General features: G+C 69.6%; 23 protein-coding genes. 19 read left to right on the forward strand and 4 right to left on the reverse strand.

Annotated features, from left to right (window positions below; genetic code table 11):
- Positions 1-458: 458 nt before the first annotated feature.
- The 5 genes from EY822_RS13295 to holA all read left to right on the forward strand — a co-directional run bounded on the left by EY822_RS13295 (position 459) and on the right by holA (position 9891).
- Positions 459-1907, forward strand: a complete 1449-nt coding sequence (locus EY822_RS13295; RefSeq protein ID WP_150308956.1) for an HNH endonuclease signature motif containing protein — start codon at positions 459-461, stop codon at positions 1905-1907.
- Positions 1908-2472: 565 nt separating this feature from the next.
- Positions 2473-5079: a leucine--tRNA ligase gene (leuS, locus tag EY822_RS13305; protein WP_150308957.1), complete on the forward strand. Its 2607-nt coding sequence runs from the start codon at positions 2473-2475 to the stop codon at positions 5077-5079.
- 164 nt (positions 5080-5243) lie between these two features.
- A complete protein-coding gene (locus tag EY822_RS13310; RefSeq protein ID WP_319803496.1) occupies positions 5244-6047 on the forward strand; it encodes a helix-hairpin-helix domain-containing protein in 804 nt (267 codons plus the stop codon).
- A gap of 35 nt (positions 6048-6082) precedes the next feature.
- Positions 6083-8746 (forward strand): ComEC/Rec2 family competence protein, encoded by a 2664-nt coding sequence (locus tag EY822_RS13315; protein ID WP_150308958.1) that lies wholly within the window; start codon positions 6083-6085, stop codon positions 8744-8746.
- Between the two features lie 128 nt (positions 8747-8874).
- A complete protein-coding gene (gene holA / locus EY822_RS13320; protein ID WP_150308959.1) occupies positions 8875-9891 on the forward strand; it encodes a DNA polymerase III subunit delta in 1017 nt (338 codons plus the stop codon).
- A 103-nt stretch (positions 9892-9994) separates the two neighbouring features.
- Here the strand turns inward: holA and rpsT are convergent, their stop codons facing one another.
- From rpsT to EY822_RS13335, 3 genes are all read right to left on the reverse strand, one after another.
- Positions 9995-10261, reverse strand: a complete 267-nt coding sequence (gene rpsT, locus EY822_RS13325; RefSeq protein ID WP_150308960.1) for a 30S ribosomal protein S20 — start codon at positions 10259-10261, stop codon at positions 9995-9997.
- Between the two features lie 190 nt (positions 10262-10451).
- Entirely contained in the window at positions 10452-10919 is a 468-nt protein-coding gene (locus tag EY822_RS13330) for an NUDIX hydrolase (RefSeq protein ID WP_150308961.1), read from the reverse strand.
- Entirely contained in the window at positions 10919-11635 is a 717-nt protein-coding gene (locus EY822_RS13335) for an alpha/beta fold hydrolase (RefSeq protein ID WP_150308962.1), read from the reverse strand. The genes EY822_RS13330 and EY822_RS13335 overlap by 1 nt, the downstream gene beginning before the upstream one ends.
- Before the next feature lie 43 nt (positions 11636-11678).
- Between EY822_RS13335 and EY822_RS13340 the strand changes: the two genes are divergently transcribed.
- The 8 genes from EY822_RS13340 to hemW all read left to right on the forward strand — a co-directional run bounded on the left by EY822_RS13340 (position 11679) and on the right by hemW (position 20431).
- The gene (locus EY822_RS13340) at positions 11679-12830 is read left to right on the forward strand and encodes a pyridoxal phosphate-dependent aminotransferase (protein WP_150308963.1); all 1152 of its coding nucleotides are present in this window, start codon (positions 11679-11681) and stop codon (positions 12828-12830) included.
- A 160-nt stretch (positions 12831-12990) separates the two neighbouring features.
- Positions 12991-13398, forward strand: a complete 408-nt coding sequence (locus EY822_RS13345) for a DUF4190 domain-containing protein (RefSeq protein WP_227497341.1) — start codon at positions 12991-12993, stop codon at positions 13396-13398.
- An 89-nt stretch (positions 13399-13487) separates the two neighbouring features.
- Positions 13488-14768, forward strand: coding sequence for an amidohydrolase (locus tag EY822_RS13350; RefSeq protein WP_150308964.1), 1281 nt, complete (start codon positions 13488-13490; stop codon positions 14766-14768).
- Entirely contained in the window at positions 14765-15730 is a 966-nt protein-coding gene (locus EY822_RS13355) for an epimerase (RefSeq protein ID WP_150308965.1), read from the forward strand. The genes EY822_RS13350 and EY822_RS13355 overlap by 4 nt, the downstream gene beginning before the upstream one ends.
- A 178-nt stretch (positions 15731-15908) precedes the next feature.
- Positions 15909-16601 carry a hypothetical protein gene (locus EY822_RS13360; protein WP_150308966.1) on the forward strand — a complete coding sequence of 231 codons (693 nt, stop codon included), beginning with the start codon at positions 15909-15911 and terminating at the stop codon, positions 16599-16601.
- 99 nt (positions 16602-16700) lie between these two features.
- A complete protein-coding gene (gene lepA, locus EY822_RS13365; RefSeq protein ID WP_150308967.1) occupies positions 16701-18551 on the forward strand; it encodes a translation elongation factor 4 in 1851 nt (616 codons plus the stop codon).
- 2 nt (positions 18552-18553) lie between these two features.
- Complete coding sequence (locus tag EY822_RS13370) at positions 18554-19204, forward strand: DUF1990 family protein (RefSeq protein ID WP_150308968.1); 651 nt, start codon at positions 18554-18556, stop codon at positions 19202-19204.
- A gap of 3 nt (positions 19205-19207) precedes the next feature.
- Complete coding sequence (hemW, locus tag EY822_RS13375; protein WP_150308969.1) at positions 19208-20431, forward strand: radical SAM family heme chaperone HemW; 1224 nt, start codon at positions 19208-19210, stop codon at positions 20429-20431.
- A gap of 4 nt (positions 20432-20435) precedes the next feature.
- Here hemW and EY822_RS13380 read toward each other — a convergent pair whose 3' ends face one another.
- Positions 20436-20858: a DUF4870 domain-containing protein gene (locus EY822_RS13380; RefSeq protein WP_150308970.1), complete on the reverse strand. Its 423-nt coding sequence runs from the start codon at positions 20856-20858 to the stop codon at positions 20436-20438.
- A gap of 198 nt (positions 20859-21056) precedes the next feature.
- Between EY822_RS13380 and hrcA the strand changes: the two genes are divergently transcribed.
- From hrcA to ybeY, 6 genes are all read left to right on the forward strand, one after another.
- Complete coding sequence (hrcA, locus tag EY822_RS13385; protein ID WP_150308971.1) at positions 21057-22079, forward strand: heat-inducible transcriptional repressor HrcA; 1023 nt, start codon at positions 21057-21059, stop codon at positions 22077-22079.
- A 22-nt stretch (positions 22080-22101) separates the two neighbouring features.
- On the forward strand, positions 22102-23214 hold the full coding sequence (dnaJ, locus tag EY822_RS13390) for a molecular chaperone DnaJ (protein ID WP_150308972.1): 1113 nt from the start codon (positions 22102-22104) through the stop codon (positions 23212-23214).
- Between the two features lie 3 nt (positions 23215-23217).
- Positions 23218-23970 (forward strand): 16S rRNA (uracil(1498)-N(3))-methyltransferase, encoded by a 753-nt coding sequence (locus tag EY822_RS13395; RefSeq protein WP_150308973.1) that lies wholly within the window; start codon positions 23218-23220, stop codon positions 23968-23970.
- Positions 23971-24269: 299 nt separating this feature from the next.
- Positions 24270-24629: a histidine triad nucleotide-binding protein gene (locus EY822_RS13400; RefSeq protein ID WP_150308974.1), complete on the forward strand. Its 360-nt coding sequence runs from the start codon at positions 24270-24272 to the stop codon at positions 24627-24629.
- 76 nt (positions 24630-24705) lie between these two features.
- Positions 24706-25770: a PhoH family protein gene (locus EY822_RS13405; RefSeq protein WP_406610438.1), complete on the forward strand. Its 1065-nt coding sequence runs from the start codon at positions 24706-24708 to the stop codon at positions 25768-25770.
- Between the two features lie 9 nt (positions 25771-25779).
- Positions 25780-26241, forward strand: coding sequence for an rRNA maturation RNase YbeY (gene ybeY, locus EY822_RS13410; protein WP_150308975.1), 462 nt, complete (start codon positions 25780-25782; stop codon positions 26239-26241).
- Positions 26242-26244 lie beyond the last annotated feature (3 nt).

Below are 26244 nucleotides of genomic sequence, written 5' to 3' on the forward strand. Positions count from 1 at the left end.
CCCACATGGTCCCTGAGCCCGTCGAAGGGACGCCACCCCACGGTCCCTGAGCCCATCGAAAGGACGCAGCCCACACAGTCCCTGAGCCCATCAAAGGGACGCCACCCCCACAGTCCCTGAGCCCACCAAAGGGACGCCACCCCCACAGTCCCTGAGCCCATCGAAAGAACGCACCCACACGGTCCCCGAGCCCGTCGACGGGACGCCACCCCCACGGTCCGTGAGCCCGTCGAAGGGACGCCACCCGCACGGTCCCTGAGCCCGTCGAAGGGACGCCACCCCCACGGTCCATGAGCCCGTCGAAGGGACGCCACCCTCACGGTCCCTGAGCCTGTCGAAGGGACATATAGCGCCGTCGACCGCCCCCCTCTTCTCCTCCACACGCTCGACCGGGAAACGGCCACTGACCGGGAAAACCCTCGGGCGAGAATGCCGTAGGTGTGTGCGATAGTACCTGCATGAAAGCCCCGGACGACGAAGCCGCAGCCCAGCAGCAGCCCTATGGCGCCGGCCATGCGATCGCTCGCATCCGGGCACTCGCCACCGAGTGCGCCGATGCTCTCTCGTGCGCCACCATTCCGGACCTCACCGACGCCGACACTCTCGCGCTGGTCACCGAGGTCGAGCGCCTCGGCCGTCGCGTCGACGCATTGCGCGTCGCTCTCGCTGGCGAGGTTGCGGATCGTTCCCGGCCGTCCCGGGGCGCGCGTGGGCTGGCTGTGTCCCGCGGGTGCCGCACCCCGGCGGATCTGATCGAGCAGCTCACTCAGGTCGCAGGGACGACGGCCCGCCGCCGAGTAGTACTCGCCGGTGATGTGCGTCGCGACCCGTTCCTGGGCGGCGACCGCACGAGAGCACGATTCGATCTGGTGGCTCAGGCCGTCGAGGACGGCACCATGGGTATCGACGCGGCCACGGTGATCACCAAGGGCCTCACCCCGCTTCTCGCCCACGGCTCTCTCGACGAGTTGAAGAAAGCGGAAGTCGAGTTGGTCGCCGCTGCCACCGGCACCGGCCCTGACTCGACGGTGCCAGCGTCGGCGGACTCGGTGCGGGTCATGGTGGGGGTGTGGCAGGCGAAGCTCGACCCCGACGGCCTTGATCCGGCGGAGGACAGGGTGATGGCGGTGCGGGACTTCCGGTTCGGTCCGGAACGCAACGGGCTTCTGCACGGCTCGTTCCGGCTCATGGCGGAAGCCGGAGGACGGGTGAAGGCCCTGTTCGATGCGTACCTGGCCCCGACCACCGCGCCCGCGTTCATGACCGACGAAGAACGGGCAGCCGCAGAAGCGGAAGGCGGCAAAGACCTACGGACGCCGGCTCAGCAGCGGCATGACATCTTCGTCGCGATCATCGACGCCATGGCGAGAAGCGGCCAGGCACCTACCATCGGTGGTGCCGCACCCACGGTGCTCGTATCGGTCCGCGCGGAGGACCTCGGAGCGAACCGGGGTGTTGGTTGGTCGGATCGGGTGGAGGGTCCGGTGTCGATGCGGACGGTGCGGCAGATGGTATGCACCGGCGGCATCCAAAAGGTCGTCCTCACCCGGGAAGGGCGGATCGTGCGCCTGGGTTCACCGGAGCGGTGCTTCACCCCACAACAACGACGCGCGATCTCCCTCCGAGACGGCGGCTGCATCATCCCTGGCTGCACCATCCCCGCCGGGTGGTGCGAGATCCACCACGTGATCCCTGATAAGGATGGCGGGCCCACGCATCCGGATAACGGTGTGCTGTTGTGCTGGTTCCACCACCGCACCATCGACACGTCGCAGTGGCAGATTCGCATGCGACACGGGGTCCCCGAGGTGAAACCACCGCCGTGGATCGAGTACTTCGGCACGTGGCGACCCGCCACCAAATCCCGCACCCGACTCCTCGACCGACTCCACACCCCACCCGACTAGTCCCGCGCCGGGGGAGTCACCTCGACCGCTAGCCACGGTCGCTGAGCCTGTCGAAGCGACGGGACCGGTGCGGCCAGTGTCCCTTCGACAAGCTCAGGGACCTTGTGGCTGGTTCGAGGCCCTGTTCTCTCGGGCGCGCCTTCCACCTCCGGAACCGGAAGAGGTCCGGAAAGTCGGGGGCGGAGGTGGCGCGGTGGGGGTCGGTGGGCATCTATGGGCGGAGCCCCAGCACGCCACCTCCGCACCCCCACACGACCGCAACCCGTTGCGTCCCTTCGACAGGCCCAGGGACCGTGAAGGTCGCGCCCCTTCGACAGGCTCAGGGACCGCAGCAGTCTCAGGGACCGCAGCAGTCTCAGGGACCGCAGCAGTCTCAGGGACCGCAGCAGGCTGAGGGACCGCATGAGCGCGCGTCCGTTCGGGGTTGGTACGGGGGCGAATCCGCGCACCTCACCCGGGCACCGCGGGTGCCGCGCTGTCGGTACTCTGGATAGTCGAACCGCCGCGGATCCGAGCCGACTTCCTCGGCCGCGGGCGGCAACCCCCCGGACGAGATGCGAGCCCTGTGACGACTTCCCAGAACACCGGTACGAACGAGCAGCCCGGAACGACCGTGCAGCCCGGCACGAACGAGTACGACATCCGCTCCATCGAGGCCAAGTGGCTTCCGGTGTGGGAGGAGAAGAAGCCGTTCTCCACGTCGCTCGACGGTGACACTCGTCCGCGCAAGTACATCCTCGACATGTTCCCGTACCCGTCGGGGGACCTGCACATGGGTCACGCCGAGGCGTACGCGCTCGGTGACGTGATCGCCCGGTACTGGCGCCAGCAGGGCTTCAACGTGCTCCACCCGATCGGCTGGGACTCCTTTGGCCTGCCCGCGGAGAACGCGGCGATCAAGCGCGGCATCGACCCCCGCGGCTGGACGTACGACAACATCGAGCAGCAGAAGCGAACGATGAAGCGCTACGCGGCGTCCTTCGACTGGGACCGCGTACTGCACACCAGCGACCCCGAGTACTACCAGTGGAACCAGTGGCTGTTCCTCAAGATGTACGAGAAAGGCCTCGCCTACCGCAAGGACAGCTGGGTCAACTGGGACCCCGTGGACCAGACCGTGCTGGCGAACGAGCAGGTGCTGCCCGACGGCACGTCGGAGCGATCCGGCGCCGTGGTGGTCAAGAAGAAGCTGACTCAGTGGTACCTGAAGATCACCGACTACGCCGACCGCCTGCTCGACGACCTCAAGCAGCTCGAAGGCACCTGGCCGTCGAAGGTGCTCACCATGCAGCGCAACTGGATCGGTCGATCCATCGGTGCGGATGTCGACTTCCGCATCGAGGGGCGCGACGAACCGATCACCGTGTTCACCACCCGCCCTGACACCCTGCACGGTGCGACCTTCATGGTGGTCGCTCCGGATTCCGACCTGGCCGCGGAGCTCGTGGCCGGCTCGACGCCCGAGGTCCAGTCCGCCTTCGCCGAGTATCTGCAGCGCGTGCAGAAGTCGAACGAGATCGAGCGGCTCACCGCCGACCGGGAGAAGACCGGTATCCCGCTGGAGCGCTACGCCACCAATCCGGCGAACGGGGAGCGCATCCCGATCTGGGCCGCCGACTACGTGCTCGCGGACTACGGCACGGGCGCCATCATGGCCGTGCCCGCGCACGACCAGCGCGACCTCGACTTCGCGCGGGCATTCGACCTGCCCGTGCGGGTGGTCGTGGACACGACTCAGCCGGTGACCGGCGCCATTCGGATCATTCCGGAGGACGGCGCGGACGCCGCCGCCCTCGACGAGCAGAACCCGGCGAACACCGGGATCGCCCTCGCGGGCGAGGGTCGCGTGATCAACTCCGGGGCGCTCAACGGGCTCAGCAAGCAGACCGCGATCAAGCGGATCACCGAGCAGTTGCAGGCCGAGGGCGCCGGTCGCCCGGCGAAGAACTACCGGCTGCGCGACTGGCTCATCTCACGGCAGCGCTACTGGGGCACGCCCATCCCGATCCTGCACGGCGAGAACGGCGAAGAGATCCCGGTGCCCGAGGATCAGCTCCCCGTGGTGCTCCCGCCCACCGAGGGCCTGGATCTCCGCCCGCGCGGATCGTCGCCGCTCGGTGCGGCGGAGGACTGGGTGAACGTGCAGAGCCCGATCGACGGCGCCCCCGTGCGGCGGGATCCCGACACGATGGACACGTTCGTCGACAGCTCGTGGTACTTCCTCCGCTTCCTCAACCCGACCGACGGCACCAAGGCGTTCGACCCGAAGGACGCGGAGTCGTGGGCGCCCGTCGACCAGTACGTCGGCGGCGTCACGCACGCCATCCTGCACCTGCTGTACGCGCGCTTCATCACGAAGGTGCTCTTCGACCTCGGCTACGTCACCTTCACCGAGCCGTTCCGGGCGCTCCTCAACCAGGGCATGGTGCTCATGGAGGGCTCCGCCATGTCGAAGAGCAAGGGCAACATCGTGCGCTTGTCGGAGCAGCTCGATGAGCACGGGGTCGACGCGGTGCGCCTCACCATGGCGTTCGCGGGACCGCCGGAGGATGACATCGACTGGGCCGACGTCTCGCCCGCCGCATCCGCACGCTTCCTCGCCCGCGCCTGGCGGCTCACCGGCGATGTGACCAGCGCGCCCGACGTCGACCCCGACACCGGGGACGCCGCACTGCGGCGCGTCACCCACCGGTTCCTCGCCGACACCCCGGGGCTGATCGAGTCGTTCAAGTTCAACGTGGTGGTGGCCCGCACCATGGAGCTCGTCAACGCGGTGCGGAAGACGATCGACACGGGCGTGGGGGGCGCGGACCCGTCGGTGCGGGAGGCGACCGAGGTGGTCACCATCGCCCTCAGCCTGTTCGCGCCGTACACCGCCGAGGACATGTGGTCGCGGCTGGGCCACGACGGTCTCGTCGCCTTCGCCGGCTGGCGCAAGGCCGATCCTGATCTGCTCATCGAGTCGAGCGTCACCGCGGTCGTGCAGGTCGACGGCAAGGTGCGGGACCGGCTCGAGGTCAGCCCGAAGGTGGCACCGGAGGAGCTCGAGGCGCTGGCGCGGGCATCCGCCGCGGTCGTGCGCAGCGTGGCCGATCGGCAGATCGTCAACGTGATCGTGCGTGCGCCGCGCCTGGTGAATATCGCGACGAAGCCGGCCGCGCCGAGCGAGTGACTGCGTGAGGTGCCCGAGATCGCCGCTTCCCCAGCGGACTTCGAGCGATCCCGGGTCCCTCGAGCGGTCGGCCGCGCTCACTCACCGGGGGGTTTCGACGGTGTCCCTCCACATTTCCATCAGCACGCCGCCGCTCTCGGTCTGAACACTCCTACCGTGCCCTCATGGACACGGGAATCTCGGAGCCGCTGCGGGCCCTCACGGCTGCGCACGAGGGCCGCATCCCGCGCATGCGCGTCGGTGCCGGCGCGCTCGTGGTTCTGCTGCTCCTCGCCCTCGCGGGCGCCACGCTCGTTTCGGCGCTGAGCCCGGCGGGCTCGACGAGCATCATCGCTCCCGGGTCGAGTGGTGATCACCAGGTGCCCAGCGGGGCGGATGGCACGCCCGGCACCGACCCGTCGGGAATGCCGACATCGAGCGGATCCGGGAACGCCGCCGGAGCACCGAGCGGGTCAGGTAGCGCGCCCGGCTTGGTCGAAACGGATGCCGCCGCGCCCGCGGCCGCCCCACCCGCGACCTTCTTCGTGCACGTGCTGGGAGCCGTCACCCGGCCCGGTCTCTACGATGTGGCGGACTCGGCACGCGTGATCGACGCCATCGCCGCCGCCGGCGGACTGACGGATGCCGCCGACCCGGCCCGGGTGAACCTCGCTCGCCGGATCGGTGACGGCGAGCAGTTGTACGTGCCAGCCATGGGGGAGGAGGTCCCACCCGAGCTCCAGCCGCCTCCCGCGGTGACCCGGAGCACCCCGGGCGCCGCATCCGGCGGACCGCCGGGGCTGGTGAACCTCAATTCCGCCACGGTGGCGGAACTCGACACCTTGCCCCGCATCGGGCCGGCCCTGGCGCAACGAATACTCGAGTGGAGGGAGGCGAATGGCCGGTTCGCCTCGGTCGACGATCTACTGGGCGTGCCGGGCATCGGCGAGAAGATCGTCGACGGGCTGCGACCGGCGGCGACGGTGTGACCGGCGGCGACCTGGGTGCGGGCTCGGGTGCGGGCGTGGCAGGTGTTGCAGGTGGTGCGGGGGCGGCGGGCCCGAGCGCGGCGGGCACGGTGGGCGTGGGCGAGGCGGGTACAGGCGCGGCGGGTGCGGTCGGTACTGCGACCAAAGCACGCCGCACCGTGGACTGGCGATTGGTTCCGCCCGCGTTCGCGGCGTGGTTCGCGGCTTTCGTCCTGGTCGCCGCGCCGGTCGCGAGATGGCCCGCCGCAATAGGGCTGTGGTTGTTCGCCGGGGTGTCGGTGGGGCTGCTGGTTCTGCGGTACCGCACTCCCTCGGGTGGGCGGCACTTCGGCAGGGAGAAAGACGCGGCTCGGACTCCGCATACACCACAGACAGCGCGAGATCCGCGGACAGCGCCGGCTCTGTCCGCCCTGTCCGTCGGGCTGCTCGCGGTGATGGCGGCGGCGGGAGTGGCCACGGTCACCGCAACATCGGGTGCGTCGCGTCAACCGGCGCCCCTTCTCGACTCCGCAGCGACGAAACAGCAGGTGGCCGCCACCCTCGTGGTGACCGAAATGCCGGCTCCCGGGCGGCGTGGGCTCACGTTCGGCGAACCGGGGGTTCGCCTGCGGATCCGGGCAACCGTGACCGAACTGCATCCGGGGTCCGACGTCGGCACGTCGACGATCAGCGGACTCGCGGTGCCGGTGCTCGTGTTCGCGCCCGTCGGGGGAATGGGCGGCGAGGGAACGGACGGCCGGGCGGCCGAGGGCGCACCAGCCCGCGCGTCTCCCGCCGACGAGATCGCCATCGGAGCAACGATCCGCGTGAGTGGATCGGTGACGGCCACCGCGCCGGAGGACGATGTCGCTTTCCTGCTCTTCGCTCGCGGTGTACCCGAACTCGTCGCCTCCCCCGGCTGGCTCGCCGAGCGGGCGGACGCGCTCCGCACGAACTTCCGGGCGGCAGCGATCCGGCTGCCGGGCGACGGTGGTGCCCTGCTCCCCGGGCTGGCCATCGGCGACACGACCGCCGTGCCCGAGTCGCTCGACGAGGCGATGAAGGCGAGCTCCCTGAGTCACCTCACGGCCGTGTCCGGGGCGAACTGCGCCGTGGTGGTGGCGGGAGTGCTCGGCATCGGGGCGGCCCTCGGTGCGCCGCGACGTCTCCGCGTCGCCCTCGCCCTCGTGGCCCTCGTCGGTTTCGTGCTGCTGGTGACACCGCAGCCGAGCGTGCTCCGGGCAGCGCTCATGGCGACGATCGTGCTTGCGGCGCTGGCGTCCGGTCGGCCCGCCCGTGGTATCCCGTCGCTCGCGCTCGCGGTGATCGTGCTCGTTCTGAGCGACCCGTGGCTCAGCCGCGACTACGGGTTCGTGCTCTCGGTGCTCGCCACGACGGGACTGCTCCTGCTCGCCCGCCCGCTCGCCGCCGCGTTCTCGCGTGTGCTGCCGCGGTGGCTCGCCGCCGCGCTCGCGCTGCCCACGGCCGCGCAACTCGCCTGCCAGCCCGTGCTGATCCTGCTCGCTCCAACTCTCCCGCTCTACGGCGTTCCGGCCAACCTCCTCGCGGCGCCGGCCGCTCCGGTCGCGACGATGCTCGGGCTCGTCGCATGCCTGGTGCTCCCGGTGCTGCCGATCGTCGGCGCGGGCGTCGTGGCGCTGGCGTGGCTCCCGTCGTCCTGGATCGCCGCCGTGGCGTCGTTCACCGCGATGCTTCCGCTCAGTCGTCTGCCGTGGCTCGATGGCGTACTCGGCATGGCGTCGGTGGCGGGGGGAACGGCCGTGCTTCTCCTCGCCGTCCTCCGGGGCGACCGCGATCGCGACCGCTACCGCGCGTGGCGTCGTGGAGCGACGGTGGCACTGCTCGTGCTCATGGGCGGCTACGCGGGAGGGCTCACCGGTGCGCACATCCGGGAGCGACTGTCCGTGCCGACGGACTGGCAGTATGCGGTCTGCGACGTGGGCCAGGGCGATGCGGTGCTCGTCCGCGGGGGTACGGCCACCGCCCTCGTCGATGTCGGGCCCGCACCGGAACCGCTCGAGCGCTGCCTGCAGCGATTCGGCATCCACCGCATCGATCTGCTCATCCTCAGCCACTACGACCTCGACCACATCGGCGGCATCGACGCGGTGATCGGCCGGGCCGACCGGGCACTGGTGAGCCCACCCGGAACAGCGGCCGACCGGGCCACGCTCGACCGACTGGTCGACACCGGCACCGAGGTCGTCCACGCCCACCGCGGGATGACGGGGTCGCTCGGCACGCTCGCCTGGCGCGTCCACTGGCCGCGCGCCGCGCCGACGATCGGAGCGATCGGCGCCGATGCCGGCACGAACGACGCGAGTGTGGTGCTGTCCTTCGAAGGGGAGGGTCGGTGCGTTTCCCGATGCGTGTCGTCGATGTTCCTCGGCGACCTCGGCGAGGAGGCGCAGGTGCGGATGGCCGCGCAGTCCGAGCCGCCGGAGGTCGATGTCGTGAAGGTGGCGCACCACGGATCGGCCGACCAGAGCGCGCGGCTGTATCGGTTGCTCGGCGCGTCCGTCGGCCTGATCCCCGTCGGAGCCGACAACACGTACGGCCACCCCACCGACGCGCTCCTGCACATGCTCGCCTCGGCGGGCACCGCCGTGGCCCGCACGGACTCGTCGGGGGCCATTGCCGTGAGCGCGGGGGAGCGACCGGGCGAGTTGGCGGTGTGGCGCGAGCGATCCGGGGAGTGACCCGTCAGCGCACAGGCGGCGGACACGCGGCGGAACCGACCTCGGTCCGGCGATGTCGGGGCGGCATGGCACTCTTGTATCCGGGCGAGGCGGCATCGCCCGGCTAGAGCGGATCGGCAGGGAGCGTCGTGGCAGCGAGAACATCCGGCAGGACGTCGGTGGCGATACCCCAGCTCGCCTGGAGCGACGTGCGCCCGGCAGCGATCGTGCTGGTATCCGGCACCGAGGTGATCTTGGCCGACCGCGCCATCCGCATGCTGCGCGACACCCTGAAGACGGAGGACCCGAGCCTCGAGGTGAGCGACATCGAAGCGGACGGGTACGCGCCCGGCGAGTTGCTGACGCTCGCGAGCCCGTCGCTGTTCGACGAACCGAGACTCATCCGTGTGTCGAACGTGGAGAAGTGCACCGACGTCTTCCTCGAGGAGATGCTGGCCTACCTGTCCTCGCCGGCCGACGACACCTACGTCGTGCTCCGTCACAACGGGGGAGTGCGCGGCAAGAAGCTCCTCGATGCCGTGCGCGCGGGAACCGGAGGCGGCATCGAGATCGTCTGCGCCGAACTCAAGAAGGACAGCGACAAGTACGCCTTCGCGGTTGCGGAGTTCACGATGGCCGGTCGGCGCATCACGAACGGAGCACTGCGCGCCGTCGTCGCCGCGTTCCAGGACGATCTCAGCGAACTCGCCAACGCCTGTCAGCAGCTGATCTCCGACTCGTCGGCGGAGATCACCGAGGCCACCGTGGAGAAGTACTACGGCGGGCGCGTGGAGACGAATGCCTTCAAGGTGGCCGACGCCGCCATCGCCGGGCGGCACGGCGAAGCCCTCACCCTCCTCCGACACGCGCTCTCCACGGGCGCCGACCCTGTGCCGGTGGTCGCCGCCTTCGCCATGAAGATGCGCGCGATGGCGCGGGTGTCGGGTGCGCGGGGCGGATCGGGTCAGATCGCCGGTGCGCTCGGGCTCGCCCCGTGGCAGGTGGAGCGAGCCCAGCGCGACCTCGCGGGCTGGACCGACGAGGGTCTCGGGCGCACGATCGAGGTGCTCGCGGAGACCGACGCGAGCGTGAAGGGCGCGGGGCGCGACCCGGTCTTCGCGCTGGAGCGCATGGTCGGCGTGGTCGCCCACCGCGGCGCCCTCTAGACGCCTCGCCTCGCCTCACGACGACGACGAAGCCTGAGCGACCGTCGCCGGCAAACGAGAACGGCCCCGCCGAAGCGGGGCCGTTCTCGACTGCGGGTGCAGGCTACTTGATGAGGCTGCCGAACTGCTTGGCGAGAGCCGACTTGCGGTTCGCGGCCTGGTTCTTGTGGATGACGCCCTTGCTGGCGGCCTTGTCGAGGCGACGCGACGCGACGCTCAGCGCCTTGGCGGCCTTGTCGGTGTCACCGGAGCTGATGGCCTCGCGGGTGGAGCGGATGACCGTCTTGAGCTGGCTCTTGACCGCCTTGTTGCGCTCCTGCGACTTCTTGTTGGTGCCGATGCGCTTGATCTGCGACTTGATGTTTGCCACGTGTATATCGTCTTTCGTTCGTGTGAGTGAAGAATTACCGTGCCGTCCGGCGAAGAGGGCGCCTCGCGGCGAGATCGTGGGATGAATTCATCCACACGCAAGCCAACCAGCAACGTTACCAGTCTCGCCGCCGAACGGGGAATCGACACGGGGGTGTTTCGACGCGCCGAATCCCTCCGGCGCCGTCCGCTCAGCGCACGAAGCGCGTCTTCACGTCCCCGGCGATCGCGATCGCGATGCGGGCGCGATAGTCCGCCCGCAGGTCCGGCAGGTCGTCGAGATCGAACCAGGCAACCTCGAGCGACTCGTCATCGCCCACGGCGGCGTCGCCGGAGAGATACGTGCAGCGGAAGGTGAAGTTGAGGTACTGCGCGATGTCGCCGTTCGGATAGGTGTACGTGTCGGTCACGTTCACCTCGGCGAGGCTGTCGACGCGCACGTGCACGCCCGCCTCCTCGAGTGCCTCCCGGCGGGCGGATACCCCGGGCTCCTCGCCCGGCTCGATGATGCCGCTCACCGGCGACCAGTCGCCTGAATCCGCCCGTCGCACCAGCAGAACCCGTCTTCCGTCGAGGATGACCGCGGTCGCGCCGGAGAGCCAGAGCGGGGCGGTGCCGACGTGCTTGCGCAGTTCGACGATGAAGGAGGGAACGGGCATCAGGCGGTCTCCGTGAGGGCGTCGAGGAGGATGCCGGTGAAGGCGTCCGGATTAGTCACGCTCACCATGTGGTTCGCGTTCGGCACGTGCACGAGCCTGCCGTTCGGCGCGGCGCGGAGGAAGGCCCGCTCCTGCAGTCGGAAGTGGTCGAACCTGCCGTTGACGAACCAGATCGGCACGTCGATGCGGCGCACGCTCTCGAGCGGCGTGAGCCGGCGGAGCTCCCGCAGCACGTCGTCCATCACGTCGAGCGGCGCACCGCCCGCGAGCACGTCATCCGCACCGGGCGCGGGAACGAACCTCCGCACGAAGAACTCGTTCATCGACCGCCCTCGGTCGGGCAGGCGCGCGATGACGTTCGCTCCCGCGCGGTAGGGAGCCAGGATCCAGCGGTATGGCACGGTGCCGCAGCTGGCGGCGAGAACGCCCCGGATCGGCGCATCGCCACGACCGGCGTACTCGAGGGCGAGGTACGCCCCGAGCGAAAACCCGGCGAGGAAGGCCGGTGCGCCCGACTCCTCGGCCGCCCGGGTCACGGCGGAGCCGATGGTGTCCACCGCGGCGTCGAGGGTGAAGCGCTCACCCATCCGTCCGCCGTGGCCGGGCAGGTCGACCGGATACACGGCATGGCCGACGGACTCGAGTCGCTCCACCTGGTGCCGCCACATCGTGCGGGAGGTGCGCAAACCGTGGACGAGAACGACGGATGCGGCCATGCTGTCGATCGTAGCCAGCGCCCGCCGCTAGCCTGAACGTCTCATGCCGGAACTCGCTCCCCACATCGCCTCGGTGCCCCCGTCGGGCATCCGCCACATCCTCGAGTTGTCCTTCGCCCTTGACGACGTGCTCTCCCTCAGCGTCGGCGAGCCCGACGTGCCCGTCGCCCCGCACATCACCCGGGCCGCCATCGAGGCGTGGGAGCGCAACGAGACCGACTACGGGCCGAACGGCGGCATCGCTCCGCTCCGCGCCGCCATCGTCGACAAGCTGAAACGGGACAACGCGGTCTCGGTCGACACGGAGCAGGTGTGGGTGACGGTTGGCGCGACTCAGGCGCTCTACCAGGCGATGACGCTCACCCTCGCGGCGGGCGACGAGGTGCTGATTCCCGATCCGGGCTACACCACGTTCAGCATGAACGCCCGGATGCTGCAGGCCGTCCCCACGTACTACTCCCTGCGGCCCGAGAACGGCTTCCTCCCGGATCTCGCCGAACTGCACCGCCTCGTGTCCCCGCGCACCCGGGTGCTCATCGTGAACTCGCCGTCCAATCCGCTCGGCACCGTCTTCCCGCGGCCGGTGCTCGAACAGCTGCTGGAGTTCGCCCGCGAGCACGACCTCTGGGTACTGAGCGACGAGGTCTACGAGTACTTCACCTACGGCGAACCGCATGTGAGCATGGCGTCCCTCGACACCGACGACCGGGTGTTCTCGGTGTTCTCCCTGTCGAAGACGTACGCCCTCACCGGGGCCCGCGTCGGATATCTCGTCACGCCGCCAGGACTCGCCCCCACCATGCGCACCGTGCAGGAGGCCGCCATCAGCTGCGTGAGCACGCCGGAACAGCACGCCGCCGTGGCCGCACTGATCGGTAGTCAGGACTGCGTGGAGGATGCGCGCCTGCACTACGGCGACAATCTGCGGCAGGCCCTCGCCCTGCTCGACGAGCGAGGCCTGCGCTACCTCGAGCCGCGGGGCGCCTTCTACCTGTGGATCGACCTGTCACACGCCGCGGGCGGTGACGTGGCGGACTGGGCCGAACGGTTCCTGCTCACCGACCGCGTCGCGGTCGCGCCGGGACGGGCGTTCGGACGCACGGGGGAGGGGTGGATCCGGGTGAGTCTCGCGTCCGACCTCGCGCAGTTGCTCGAGGGGCTGCGGCGCCTTCCCGCGCCGCCCGCCGACGCCTGACCGGTCCGACGGCTCGACCGGTCCGACGGCTCGACCGGTCCGACGGCTCGACCGGTCCGACGGCTGGGCGGTGAACCCGGGCCGGAACCGTGGGGCTGCCGCGGCGGCGGCGGGGGATAGCCCCATCGCCCGTCACTCCGACGATTCCTAGCCTTGATGCATGACCACCACCTCCGGAATCCCGACCTTCGATCCCTCGTCCCCGTCCGGCCCCCGCGCCGACCACCCCTCCGCACCCCCGTTCGACTCCTCCGACCCCTACGGTCCCGGCTCCGCCTACGCCACCGCGTACTCGGGACCGGCATCGGTCGGTGCGCTCGACCCGAAGCCGCTCAGCCTCACCAGCTTCTGGCTGGGGATCGCCTCCGTCGTCTTCAGCTTCACCCTGTTCGTGCCGATCGCCGCGATCGTGCTCGGCTTCCTCGCGCGGACCCGGGAGCCCTCCGGTCAGGTCTATGCGATCTGGGGCATCGTCCTCGGTTTCGTCATGGCCATCGGCTGGGCGCTCGCGCTGATCGCCGCCGGTGGGCTCGCGCTCGCGACCCTTCCCTTCATCGCGTTCCTCTGAGCGGCTCGGGGGACGTCGGCTCGACCCGGCTCCCCATCCGTCGGACGCAGAATCCGGCCTGCACCGCCCGGGCGGATTAGCCTCGGGGGATGACCACTCCTTCTTCGTCCTCGTCCCGTCACGACTCCCGACCCGCCGAGGCCTCGTCCGTCACCGCAGTAGTGAACGGCTACGTCGTTCCGGTCATCGGACCGCCGATCGAGGGCGGCACCGTGCTCATCTCCGGGGGCGTGATCACGGCGGTCGGCAGCGATGTCGTGGCGCCGGATGGCGCCACGGTCATCGATGCGACGGGCAAGTGGGTGCTCCCCGGCTTCGTGGAGGCGCACGGCCACGTGGGCATCCACGAGGAAGCGAACGGCGTCGCCGGGAACGACACCAACGAGATGACCAACCCGAACACTGCGGGTGTGCGGGCCCTCGACGCCATCGACATCGACGACGAGGGCTTCCGCGATGCTCTCTCCGGCGGCATCACCTCGATCGTCGTGAAGCCGGGCAGCGGCAACGTGATCGGCGGGCAGACCGTGGCGATCAAGACCTGGGGCGGCCGCACCATCGACGAGCAGCTGATCAGCGACTCGGTGAGCGTCAAGTCGGCCCTGGGGGAGAACCCCAAGCGCGTGTACGGCGAGAAGAAGCAGACGCCCAGCACGCGGCTCGGGGTCGCCTTCGTGCTGCGCGAGGCGTTCATCGCCGCTCAGGACTACCGCGAGGCCCGCGAGTACGCGAAGCGGGAGAACAAGCCATTCGCCCGTGACCTCGCGAAGGAGACCCTCGTGCGCGTGCTCGAGGGTGAACTTGCCTGGGATCAGCACACGCACCGTCACGACGACATCGCCACCGCGATCCGGCTGGCCGACGAGTTCGGCTACCGGCTCGTGATCAACCACGGAACCGATGGTCACAAGCTCGCCGATCTCCTCGCCGAGCGGGACATCCCGGTGATCTTCGGGCCCATGATCACGTCGCGGTCGAAGGTCGAGCTGCGCGACCGCGACATCGCCAACCTCGCGGCGCTCGCCCGCGCCGGTGTGCGCGTCGCCATCACCACCGACGCTCCGGTCGTGCCCATCGAGTTTCTCGTGCACCAGGCCACGTTCGCCGTGAAGGAGGGCCTCCCGCACGACACCGCGCTCGAGGCGCTCACGGCCAATCCCGCGTCCTTCCTCCGGCTGGACGACCGGATCGGATCGCTCACCGTCGGTCTGGACGCCGATGTGGTGGTCTGGTCGGGCGACCCGCTCGACACCGGCTCGCGCGCCGAGCGCGTGTTCATCGAGGGCGTGGAGGTGTACCGCTGGTCCGACGGTCGCGGCCGGGTGGTCGAGCGTTCCGAGCGCTTCGCCTCCGGCTCCGCAGCCGAGTGACCGTACCGGGTCGCCCTCGGATCGCGCTGGCAGGCGCCTCGGGCTTCATCGGCGATCACCTCTTCCGGGCGCTGACCGCCGACGGGTACGAGGTGCTGCGCATCGGCCGTGCCGGTCCGGACGCGCGCTGGGACGACGAGGCGGCGGTCCGCCGGGTCGTCGACGGCGCCGACCTGGTGATCAACCTCGCCGGGAAGAGCGTGAACTGCCGGTACACGGCGCGCAACCGCGCCGAGATCCTGCGCTCGCGCCTCGACACCACCCGTGCGCTGGCCGATGCGGTCGCCGCCAGTTCCGCGCCGCCGGCACTGTGGATCAACGCGAGCACGGCCACGATCTACCGGCACGCCGAGGACAGGCCGATGACCGAGTCGTCGGGCGAGCTCGGACGGGGCTTCTCGGTCGATGTGGCGACCGCGTGGGAGCGGGCGTTCTTCGAACCCGACCTGCCGCACACGCGCCGGGTCGCGCTCCGCATGGCGATCGTGCTCGGCGAAGGGCCAGCGTTCCGGATGCTGCTCCGCCTCGCCCGGATCGGACTCGGCGGGCCGCAGATCGACGGGCCCTGGGTCGCCACCCGGCGGCGCAGGCTCGCCGGGACCTTCCACGAGTACGCCCCGTCGCGGGGACGTCAGAAGTTCAGCTGGGTGCACATCGACGACGTCGTCGGGGTGATCCGATTCGTGCGGGACACCCCCACCATCACCGGGCCGCTCAATGTGGCCGCGCCCGAGCCATCCGACAACCGCACCCTGATGGCGCTGCTGCGCACGGCGGTCGGACGACGGATCGGCCTGCCCGCGTATCGCTGGATGCTCGAGCTCGGATCGATCGTGCTGCGCACGGAGACAGAACTGGTGCTCAAGAGCCGGTGGGTGCTGCCCGAGCGATTGTCGGCCGCCGGCTACGTCTTCCGGCACCCACAGCTGGAGCCCGCCATCCGATCGATCGTCGGGCAATAGCCCCGTTTTCAGCGTGCTCCCAGCCGGCGATCCCCGGAAACACGGGCTCCCACGCCGTTCCGGTAACGGCCGGATCACGAAGCAATCCCGTTCCAAACCGTTTCGACGGTGTCGCCGAACCCTTGTCACGGCCGCACGACAACCACAACGTCAGAACAACACAAGGGATGAAATCATCATGCGCAAGATCTACAAGAGCACTTTCGGAGTCGCCGCCGCCGGTCTGATGGCCTTCTCGCTCGCCGCCTGCTCCACGCCGGCCGAAGAGGAGCCCACCTCCTCCACCGAGGTGTCCGACACGGAGACCATGGCCGAGCCCGAGCCGCTGGCCTCGATCCCCACCCTCACCGGTGTCGACACCCAGGTGACGGTCGACCAGGGCTTCGTCGACGCCATCACCGGACTCGGCCTCACCCCCGGCGTGGTCGGAACGGCGACCTTCACGGACGGCGTCTTCGCGTTCCCGATCACCGGCGGCAACGTCGACTACTACGACCCCGAAGAGGACTACCGCCCCTACGTGCAGGGCGAGATCCTGCACGAGGGTTCCGGCATCTCCCTCACCAACGGCACCACGCTGGTCGAGCTGAGCAACTTCGACATCGACCCGGGCAACAACTCCACCCTGTTCGGTGACGTCAGCGCCAACGGCGAGGTCGTCGTCGAGGACGCGCCCCTGTTCCGCCTCGACGGAACCACGCTGAACCCGCTCGAGATGGACGAGAACGGCAACGCTGTTCTCGAGGGCACCACCGTCTACGTGAGCGAAGAGGCCGCAGCGCTTCTGAACGAGACCTACGGCACCGATGCAGTCACCGGTGACCTCAAGGTCGGCATCGCGAAGATCACCGCAGCGGTGCCCGCCTCCTAATCCTGGTCGACCCGAAAGAAGGGCCGGTTCCGCATCCGCGGGACCGGCCCTTTCGCTGTGCCCGGCGAGCACCGCGAAGCATGGGAGAATTGCCGCACGATGTCACCTCGCGCAACCACGGTTCTTCAGCCTGCCTCCACGCCGCCCTCGGCGATCCGCAATTTCTGCATCATTGCGCACATCGACCACGGCAAGTCGACCCTCGCCGATCGGATGCTGCAGATCACGGGAGTGGTCGATGAGCGCTCCATGCGCGCGCAGTACCTCGACCGCATGGACATCGAGCGCGAGCGCGGCATCACCATCAAGAGCCAGGCGGTGCGGATGCCGTGGAGCCTCGATGGTGTCCCCGTCGCCCTCAACATGATCGACACCCCCGGCCACGTGGACTTCACCTACGAGGTCAGCCGGTCCCTCGCCGCGTGCGAGGGAGCGATCCTCCTCGTCGACGCGGCCCAGGGCATCGAGGCCCAGACCCTCGCCAACCTCTACCTCGCCCTCGACAACGACCTCACGATCATCCCGGTACTCAACAAGATCGACCTGCCGGCCGCCGACCCCGAGAAGTACGCCAAGGAGCTCGCGAGCCTCATCGGCGGCAAGCCGGAGGACGTGCTGCGGGTGTCGGGCAAGACGGGTCAGGGAGTGGAGGAGCTACTCGACCGCATCACCGAGCTCGTACCCGCCCCGGTCGGCGACGCCGACGCGCCCGCCCGGGCGATGATCTTCGACTCCGTCTACGACGCCTACCGCGGTGTCGTCACCTACGTGCGCATGATCGACGGCTCCTTCTCCCCGCGGGAGAAGGTCATGATGATGAGCACCAAGAGCACGCACGAGTTGCTCGAGATCGGCGCGAGCTCGCCCGAGCCGGTGGCCTCCGCCGGTCTCGGCGTGGGCGAGGTCGGCTATCTCATCACCGGCGTCAAGGATGTGCGCCTCTCGAAGGTGGGCGACACCGTCACGAGCGCCGCCAAGCCGGCCTCCATCGCCCTGAAGGGGTACTCGGAGCCGAAGCCCATGGTGTTCTCGGGCCTCTACCCGATCGACGGCTCCGACTACCCGGTGCTGCGCGAGGCCCTCGACAAGCTGAAGCTCAGCGACGCGGCACTCGTCTACGAGCCCGAGACGTCGGTGGCCCTCGGCTTCGGCTTCCGCTGCGGCTTCCTCGGCTTGCTGCACCTCGAGATCATCACCGAGCGTCTCGAGCGCGAGTTCAACCTCGATCTGATCGCCACGGCGCCGTCGGTGATCTACGAGGTGACCACGGATGACAAGAAGCGCATCACGGTCACCAACCCCAGCGAGTTTCCCGGCGGCAAGATCGCCAGCGTGAGCGAGCCGATCGTGCGCGCCGCCATCCTGTCGCCGAAGGACTACGTGGGCACCATCATGGAGCTCTGCCAGGGCCGCCGCGGCACTCTGATCGGCATGGAGTACCTCGGCGAGGACCGGGTGGAGATCAAGTACACGATGCCGCTCGGCGAGATCGTGTTCGACTTCTTCGACCAGCTGAAGAGCCGCACGCAGGGCTACGCGTCGCTCGACTACGAGCCCGTCGGGGATCAGGACGCGGACCTCGTGAAGGTCGACATCCTGCTGCAGGGTGAGCAGGTGGACGCGTTCAGCGCCATCGTGCACCGCGAGAAGGCGTACGCCTACGGCACCCTGATGACCGAGCGGCTGCGGAAGCTCATCCCGCGTCAGCAGTTCGAAGTGCCCATCCAGGCCGCCATCGGCGCGCGGATCATCGCGCGGGAGTCGATTCGCGCCATGCGCAAGGACGTGCTCGCCAAGTGCTACGGCGGTGACATCAGCCGCAAGCGCAAGCTCCTCGAGAAGCAGAAGGAGGGCAAGAAGCGCATGAAGATGGTGGGCCGCGTGGAGGTGCCGCAGGAGGCGTTCATCGCCGCGCTATCCGGCGACACCGAAACCAAGGACAAGAAGTAGGGATGCGGCAGAGCACCCACCGGCCCGTGCCGGTGAACTACGCCTCCGTGGGCGCCACGAAGGACCCGGACCTGCTGGCGTTCCCGCCGAAGGGCTACATCCCCGACGAGTTCGCCGCCCGGCTGGGCAGCGGGAATGACCGCTTCGAGGCCGCGGCGACCACGCTCATGACGTGGGGGATGCAGCGGGCCAGCGGCATCCGGGTCACCGACATCGACCCCGCGCCGACGGACGTGACCGACTACCGCGGCGCGCTGTTCGATCACGCGGGTATGCCGGTTCCGCCCCCCGGCCGGCCCCGGGAGGCCGTTTACACCGACGACGGCACGCCGTACATCACGTCGGGCACGAGCGTTGTGCTGCGCATCCCGGTCGGTCCCGTGGCGGTGAAGGCACCGACGCGCGTGATCTACGTGGTCGACGAACCGGACCGGGTGGGCTTCGCCTACGGCACGCTCGCCGGTCATCCGCAGAGCGGCGAGGAGAGCTTCATCGTGTCGCGGCAGGACGACGGGAGTGTCTGGCTCACCATCCGCCGCTTCTGGCGGCCGAGTTCGCCCGTGTGGCGCCTCGGCTACCCGGTGCTGGTGCTCCTGCAAAGCATCTACACGAAGCGCTACCTCCGCGTGCTGCACCCGGCGCGCGGCAACTGACCGGTGCCGAGCGCACTGCCCCTCGCCGATCCGGCCCCGCTCGACGGGGCGCTTCCGGCGACGGCCGCCGCCGGCTCGTCCGATCGCAACCTCGGTATGTACCTGCACGTGCCGTTCTGCCGGGTGCGCTGCGGCTACTGCGACTTCAACACCTACACCGCGAGTGAGGTGCGCGGCGTCAAACAGAGCGACTACGCCGACGAGGCGATCGCCGAGGTGCGTTTCGCCCGGCGGACGCTCGACGCGGCGGGGATCGCCCCGCGGCCGATCTCGACCGTCTTCTTCGGCGGGGGCACCCCGACCCTTCTCCCCGCAGCCGATCTGGTGTCCATGCTCGATGCCGTGCGGGACGATTTCGGCCTGCTCCCCGGCGCGGAGGTGACGACCGAGGCGAACCCGGACTCGGTGGACGCCGAGTACCTGGCCCAGCTCGCACGGGCGGGCTTCACCCGTGTCTCGTTCGGGATGCAGTCGGCCGTGCCGCACGTGCTCGCCACCCTCGAACGCACGCACGACCCCGCACGGGTGCCGCTCGTGGTGCGCGCGGCACGCGAGGCGGGTCTGCAGGTGAGCCTCGACCTCATCTACGGCACTCCAGGGGAGTCACTGGAGAACTGGCGAACCTCCCTCGCCGCCGCGGTCGCCGAGGAGCCCGATCACATCTCGGCCTACTCCCTCATCGTGGAGGTCGGCACCAAGATGGCCCGGCAGATCGCCCGCGGCCAGGTGACGGAACCCGACGAGGACCTGCAGGCCGACATGTACGAGCTGGCCGACGCGATGCTCGCCGAGGCGGGCTACGGGTGGTACGAGGTGAGCAACTGGGCCCGCGGCGACCGGGTCTCGCGGCACAACCTCGCCTATTGGCAGGGACACGACTGGTGGGGCGTCGGACCCGGAGCGCACAGCCACGTCGGCGGTGTGCGCTGGTGGAACGTGAAGCATCCGGCGGCGTACGCGGATCGCATGCACGCCGGAGTCTCACCGGCGGTCGGGCGGGAGACGCTCGACGACGACACTCGAGAGGTGGAGCGGGTCCTGCTCGGCACCCGCGTGCGCGGGGGTCTCGCCATCGACACGCTGGCCGCGCCGGCCCGCGCCGCAGTCGCAGGGCTGATCGCCGACGGTCTCGTCGACGGCTCCGCAGCCGTGCACGGCACCCTCGACCTCACGCTGCGGGGCAGGTTGCTGGCCGACGCGGTCGTCCGCCGCCTGCTCGACTACTGAGCCGTTACTTGATCCAGCGGATGTTGACCGGGTAGAGGTACGCGCCGCCGTTCGACACCTTCACCCCGCCGATGATCGCGAACACCAGGTTGAGCACGCCGACGGCGAACATGGCGAGCCAGAGCAGGCCGGAGACGATCCAGCCGAAGATGGGGATCCAGCCGACGAACGCGGTCAGAACGACGCAGGCGAACATGAAGCCGGCCACGTTGATGCCCCAGTTGACCGCTTCCCGGCCCTCGTGCAGCACCCGCACGCCCCGGTCCTTCAGCACGAGCCAGATGATGAGCGGAGCGAGCACGCTGAGGATGTTGCCGAAGTGGCAGAGCGACGCCCAGAGCTTGTCGTCATCCGGGCTCAGCGGACCGGCGGGCTGGGGACTCGGGTACTGCTGCGGATTCGGGTAGGAGGCGTTCGGATCCGTCATGAGAGTCCCTTTCGACACGGGCGCCCACTCGGGTGGCGCCTCCCGCTGGCCGGCGGGCATATGCGTCAACGCTACTGCGCCGCGAGCGCCGGGTGCAATGCACTCGCCCGGGCACTCCGCGGTACAATTGGCAGTCGCGGCTTCCGAGTGCCAGCACCCGGCGCCGATGGATCGATCCGGTCGAAAGGCGGTGTGGGAATGGTATCCGAACGAAGTCTCGCAGTGCTCCGCGTGATCGTGCACGACTACGTCGAGTCGCGGGAGCCGGTCGGCTCGAAGTCGATCGTCGAGCGGTACGAGTTCGGCGTCTCGGCGGCGACGATCCGCAACGACATGGCGTTGCTCGAGGACGAGGAACTGATCGTCGCGCCGCACACGTCGTCGGGGCGGGTGCCCACCGACAAGGGCTACCGGCTCTTCGTCGATCACCTCGCCGACCTGCAGCCGCTCACCCCGGCGCAGCGCCAGGCCATCGAGACCTTCCTCGGCCAGTCCGTCGACCTCGACGACGTGCTCGCCCGCACGGTGCGCCTGCTCTCGCAGCTCACCAACCAGGTGGCGCTCGTGCAATACCCCTCGCTGTCCACCGCGCGCGTGCGGCACATCGAGCTGGTGCCGCTCGCCGCCAACCGGCTCCTCACCGTGCTGATCACCGACTCCGGCCGGGTCGAGCAGCGGGTGGTGGAGACGTCCGCCGAACTCGATGCCGAGTTCCTCGGCGAATTGCGCGGGCGCCTCAACGCCAGCATCGGGGGCCTCGGCATGGCGGATGCCGCGACCGCGCTGAAGACCGCGACCGACGCCTTCCCCGCCGACCGTGAGGACCTCGTGCGCCCCGTGGCCGACACCCTGATCGAGCAGGTGTTCGCCAACCGGCAGGAACGGCTCGTCATGGCCGGGGCGGCCAATCTCGCGCGCACCGAGCAGGACTTCCCGGGCACCATCTTCCCCGTGCTCGAGGCCATCGAGGAGCAGGTCGCTCTGCTCAAACTGTTCGGCGAGATGTCCGCGGACTCCCGCGGCGTGACGGCGAGCATCGGCCGGGAGAATGCACAGTTCGGGCTCGGGGAAACATCCGTGCTGACGAGCGGTTACAGTTCTTCGGGCGGCGGGCTCGCCCGGCTCGGTGTGCTGGGCCCCACCCGCATGGACTATTCCAACAACATGGCGGCGGTTCGCGCCGTCGCCCGTTACCTTTCCCGCCTCTTCGGCGACCAGTAGACCCCCCAACCGAAAGGCCAGAGTGGCTGATCATTACGAAGTCCTCGGCGTGAGCCGGGACGCCAGTGCCGACGAGATCAAGAAGGCGTATCGACGCCTCGCACGCGAACTCCACCCGGATGTGAACCACGGTGCCGACGCGTCGGACCGGTTCAAGCTCGTCACCCACGCCTACGACGTGCTGTCCGACCCGCGCCAGCGGGAGCAGTACGACCTCGGTCCGCAGGCCGGCTTCGGCGGGCAGAACTTCGGCGGCTTCGGCGACATCTTCGAGACCTTCTTCGGCGGTGCCGCGGGCGGCGCCGGCGGCGGGCGCGGGCCCCGTTCGCGCCGTGAGCGCGGTCAGGACGCGCTGCTGCGGGTCGAGATCGACCTCGACGAGGTGATCTTCGGCACCCACCGCGATCTCGAAGTCGACACGGCCGTTCTGTGCGAGACCTGCGACGGGTCCTGCTGCCAGCCCGGCACCGCTCCGGTGACCTGCGACATCTGTCACGGCACCGGGTCCCTCCAGCGCGCGGTGCGGTCACTGCTCGGCAACGTCATGACGTCGACCCCCTGCGGCACCTGCCGCGGCTACGGCACCGTCATCGCCACGCCGTGCGCCACCTGCCAGGGCCAGGGGCGGGTGCGTGCGCGCCGATCCGTTCCCGTGGACATCCCGGCCGGCGTCGACACCGGCCTCCGCCTGCAGATGCCCGGCTCCGGCGAGGTCGGACCCGCCGGTGGGCCGAACGGCGACCTCTATCTCGAGATCAAGGTGCGCACGCACGAGGTGTTCAGCCGCAACGGCGACGACCTGCTCGCCACACTCGAGGTCGCGATGACCGACGCCATCCTCGGCACGACCACCACCCTCAAGACGCTCGACGGTGACGTGGAACTCGAACTGAAGCCGGGAACCCAGAGCTCCGAGATCCTCACGGTGAAAGGCCGCGGTGTGTCCCGGCTTCGCGGGAGCGGGCGGGGCGACCTCAAGATCGGCGTGCACGTGGTCACGCCGTCGCGGCTGGACTCGAAGGAGCGCGACCTCATCAAGCAGTTCGCGAAGGCGCACAAGCACCCGTCGCCGACGCTCGGCCAGTTCCAGCAGGGCCTCTTCGCGAAGCTCCGCGATCGCTTCCTGAACGTCTGATCGGTGGCGCACTTCTACCTCGCCGCCCCGTCGTCCGCGGCGGAGCCCGCCGGAGGCGACTGGGCGGCGGGGTCGAGGGTCGAGCTCTCCGGGGCAGAGGCGAAGCACGCCGTGACCGTGAGCCGCGTCCGGGTGGGGGACCGGCTGATGGTCGGCGATGGCGCGGGCACAATCGCGACGGGCGCAGTCGCGGAGGCGACCGGGTCCCGGCTCGTCCTGGAGGTGGAGCACGTCCGGCGTGTGCCGGAGCCGGCTCGCCGCATCCTTCTCGCCCAGGCGCTCGCCAAGGGTGATCGTGACGAGCTCGCGGTGCAGGCCGCCACCGAACTCGGCGTGGACGGTGTGATGCCGTGGTCCGCGGCGCGTTCGGTGTCCCGCTGGCAGGGGGACAAGGTCGCGAAGGGCAGGGAACGCTGGTCGTCCATCGTGCGCGAGGCGAGCAAGCAGTCGATCCGCGCCCGCGTGCCCGTGGTGGCCGACCTCGTCGACACCCGAGGACTGGCCGCGCTCGCGCCGTCCACGACCATGCTGGTGCTCGATCCGGAGGCGGACCTGCGCATCGCCGACGTGCCGCTCGACGGCGGCGCCGACATCGTGCTGGTCGTGGGCCCGGAGGGTGGGCTGACACCGGGGGAGACCGAGACGCTGCGGACGGCCGGTGCGACGCCCATCCGGCTCGGGACGGAAGTGCTGCGCACGTCGACGGCGGGTCCGGCGGCACTCGCCGTGCTCAACGTCGCCCTCCGCCGCTGGTAGCCCGACGCGTCCTGCGCCTGTCGCCCCCACGGTCCCTGAGCTCGTCACCCCACGGTCCTGACTTGTCGAAGGGACGCACCAGACGGAACGTCGCTTCGACAGGCTCAGCGACCGTACCTGCGGGACGCAGCCCCGCGGTCCCTGAGCTTGTCGAAGGGACGCACCGCATGGGACGTCGCTTCGACAGGCTCAGCGACCGTTACCCGCAGACCCAACTCACGGGACGTCGCTTCGACAGGCTCAGCGACCGTACCCGCACCAGCACTGCCAGCGTCGGTGACCGCCGGTAGAATGGCGGCATGACCGAATCCCCGCGCGAGCCGTCGATCTTCTCGCGGATCATCGCGCGCGAGATCCCGGCCACGATCGTGCACGAGACCGACACCGTGATCGCGTTCGAGGATGTCGCGCCGCAGGCTCCGGTGCACATCCTCGTCGTTCCGAAGACCGCCCGCTACGCCACCGTGGTCGAGCTCGCGGCGGGCGACCCCGCACTGCTGGCGGAACTGATCGACACGGCCGGCCGGATCGCCGCCGACCGTGCCGACGGATCGTTCCGACTCGTGTTCAACACCGGCGAAGGCGCCGGACAAACCGTATTCCACGTGCACGCCCACGTGCTCGCCGGATCGCTCGAGGAAGGCTCACTTGCCCACTGACAACCAGTTCCCGCCGGCCGGCGCCGGCCTCGATGGCGACGCGATCGAGGTCAAGATCCAGGTCGACGGGGTGGCCATGGTCCGCCTCCTCGGACCGCAGGATCGTCTCCTCAAGCAGATCGAGAACCAGTTCCCCCGAACCTCGGTGCACGTGCGCGGAAACGAAATCACCCTCGCCGGTTCGCCGGACGAGGTGCACGCCGCCCGCCGGCTGGTCGAGGAGCTGCTGCAGATCGTGCGCAACGGTCACGACCTCGGACCGGCGGAGGTGAACACGAGCGTGCGCATGCTCGGGGCGAACAGCTCCTCGCATCCCGCCGACGTGCTCAGCCAGGCCATCCTCACCGCCAAGGGCAAGAGCATCCGTCCGAAGACGCTCGGTCAGAAGCAGTACGTCGACGCCATCGACGACCACACCATCGTGTTCGGCATCGGTCCCGCCGGAACGGGCAAGACCTACCTCGCCATGGCGAAGGCCGTTCAGGCGCTGCAGCGCAAGGAGGTGGAACGCATCATCCTCACCCGCCCGGCGGTGGAGGCCGGAGAGCGTCTCGGCTACCTGCCCGGGTCGCTCACCGACAAGATCGATCCGTACCTGCGGCCGCTGTACGACGCGCTGAACGAGATGATGGACCCCGAGCTCGTGCCGAAGCTCATGGCGTCGTCGACCATCGAGGTGGCTCCGCTGGCCTACATGCGCGGGCGCACCCTCAACAACTCGTTCGTCGTGCTCGACGAGGCGCAGAACACCACGCCGGAACAGATGAAGATGTTCCTCACCCGGCTCGGCTTCGGATCGAAGATGGTGGTCACCGGCGACATCACCCAGGTCGACCTGCCGATCGGCACCAGCGGGCTGCAACTCGTGACTCGCGTACTGAACGAGATCGACGACATCCACTTCGCACGATTGAGCAGCGACGACGTCGTGCGGCACACCCTCGTCGGTCAGATCGTGGACGCGTACACCAAGTTCGACGCCGAACGGCAGGCACGCGCCCTCGCGCGCCGGGACGATCGCACCCCGGAGCCCGAGGGGACCCGTGCGCCCACCGACTACCGACCCCCGCAGAACCGAGCCGAGCGGCGCGCGCAGGACTCGTCCGGCCGATTCGGCGACGGTCGCTCGAGAAGCCGTTAGGACCCCCGCGTGAGCATCGAGATCAACAACGAGTCGGCCATCCCCGTGGACGAGGCGGCGATCCAGCGACTGGCGAGCTACGCGCTCGACACGCTGCACGTGCACCCCGACGCCGACCTCGCCATCGTGCTCGTCGACGAGGGCGCCATGGAGCAGTTGCACGTGCAGTGGATGGACGAACCGGGACCCACCGACGTGCTGAGCTTCCCGATGGACGAACTCCGACCGGGAACCGAGGACGAGGAGACTCCGGCCGGCCTGCTCGGCGACATCGTGCTGTGCCCGCAGGTCGCCGCGGCCCAGGCCGAGACCGCCGGTCACAGCACCATCGACGAGCTCCGCCTGCTGACCGCCCACGGCATCCTGCACCTGCTGGGCTTCGACCACGCCGAGCCCGACGAAGAGAAGGAGATGTTCGCCCTGCAGCGGGACATCCTCATCGGCAACGCCATGCGCGAGCGACGGTCGTAGGCG

It is taken from the genome of Planctomonas psychrotolerans, from assembly GCF_008642235.1.
GTDB lineage: Bacteria > Actinomycetota > Actinomycetes > Actinomycetales > Microbacteriaceae > Planctomonas > Planctomonas psychrotolerans.

Excerpts from the sequence above, each read along its gene's own strand:
- hrcA (WP_150308971.1), top strand. The coding sequence starts at position 21,057 with ATGGTATCCGAACGAAGTCTCGCAGTGCTCCGCGTGATCGTGCACGAC.
- EY822_RS13345 (WP_227497341.1), top strand. The coding sequence starts at position 12,991 with ATGACCACCACCTCCGGAATCCCGACCTTCGATCCCTCGTCCCCGTCC.
- EY822_RS13335 (WP_150308962.1), bottom strand. The coding sequence starts at position 11,635 with ATGGCCGCATCCGTCGTTCTCGTCCACGGTTTGCGCACCTCCCGCACG.
- lepA (WP_150308967.1), top strand. The coding sequence starts at position 16,701 with ATGTCACCTCGCGCAACCACGGTTCTTCAGCCTGCCTCCACGCCGCCC.
- EY822_RS13350 (WP_150308964.1), top strand. The coding sequence starts at position 13,488 with ATGACCACTCCTTCTTCGTCCTCGTCCCGTCACGACTCCCGACCCGCC.
- EY822_RS13380 (WP_150308970.1), bottom strand. The coding sequence starts at position 20,858 with ATGACGGATCCGAACGCCTCCTACCCGAATCCGCAGCAGTACCCGAGT.
- EY822_RS13295 (WP_150308956.1), top strand. The coding sequence starts at position 459 with ATGAAAGCCCCGGACGACGAAGCCGCAGCCCAGCAGCAGCCCTATGGC.
- EY822_RS13340 (WP_150308963.1), top strand. The coding sequence starts at position 11,679 with ATGCCGGAACTCGCTCCCCACATCGCCTCGGTGCCCCCGTCGGGCATC.
- EY822_RS13330 (WP_150308961.1), bottom strand. The coding sequence starts at position 10,919 with ATGCCCGTTCCCTCCTTCATCGTCGAACTGCGCAAGCACGTCGGCACC.
- EY822_RS13405 (WP_406610438.1), top strand. The coding sequence starts at position 24,706 with ATGGTCCGCCTCCTCGGACCGCAGGATCGTCTCCTCAAGCAGATCGAG.
- EY822_RS13310 (WP_319803496.1), top strand. The coding sequence starts at position 5,244 with ATGGACACGGGAATCTCGGAGCCGCTGCGGGCCCTCACGGCTGCGCAC.
- EY822_RS13370 (WP_150308968.1), top strand. The coding sequence starts at position 18,554 with ATGCGGCAGAGCACCCACCGGCCCGTGCCGGTGAACTACGCCTCCGTG.
- EY822_RS13400 (WP_150308974.1), top strand. The coding sequence starts at position 24,270 with ATGACCGAATCCCCGCGCGAGCCGTCGATCTTCTCGCGGATCATCGCG.
- EY822_RS13360 (WP_150308966.1), top strand. The coding sequence starts at position 15,909 with ATGCGCAAGATCTACAAGAGCACTTTCGGAGTCGCCGCCGCCGGTCTG.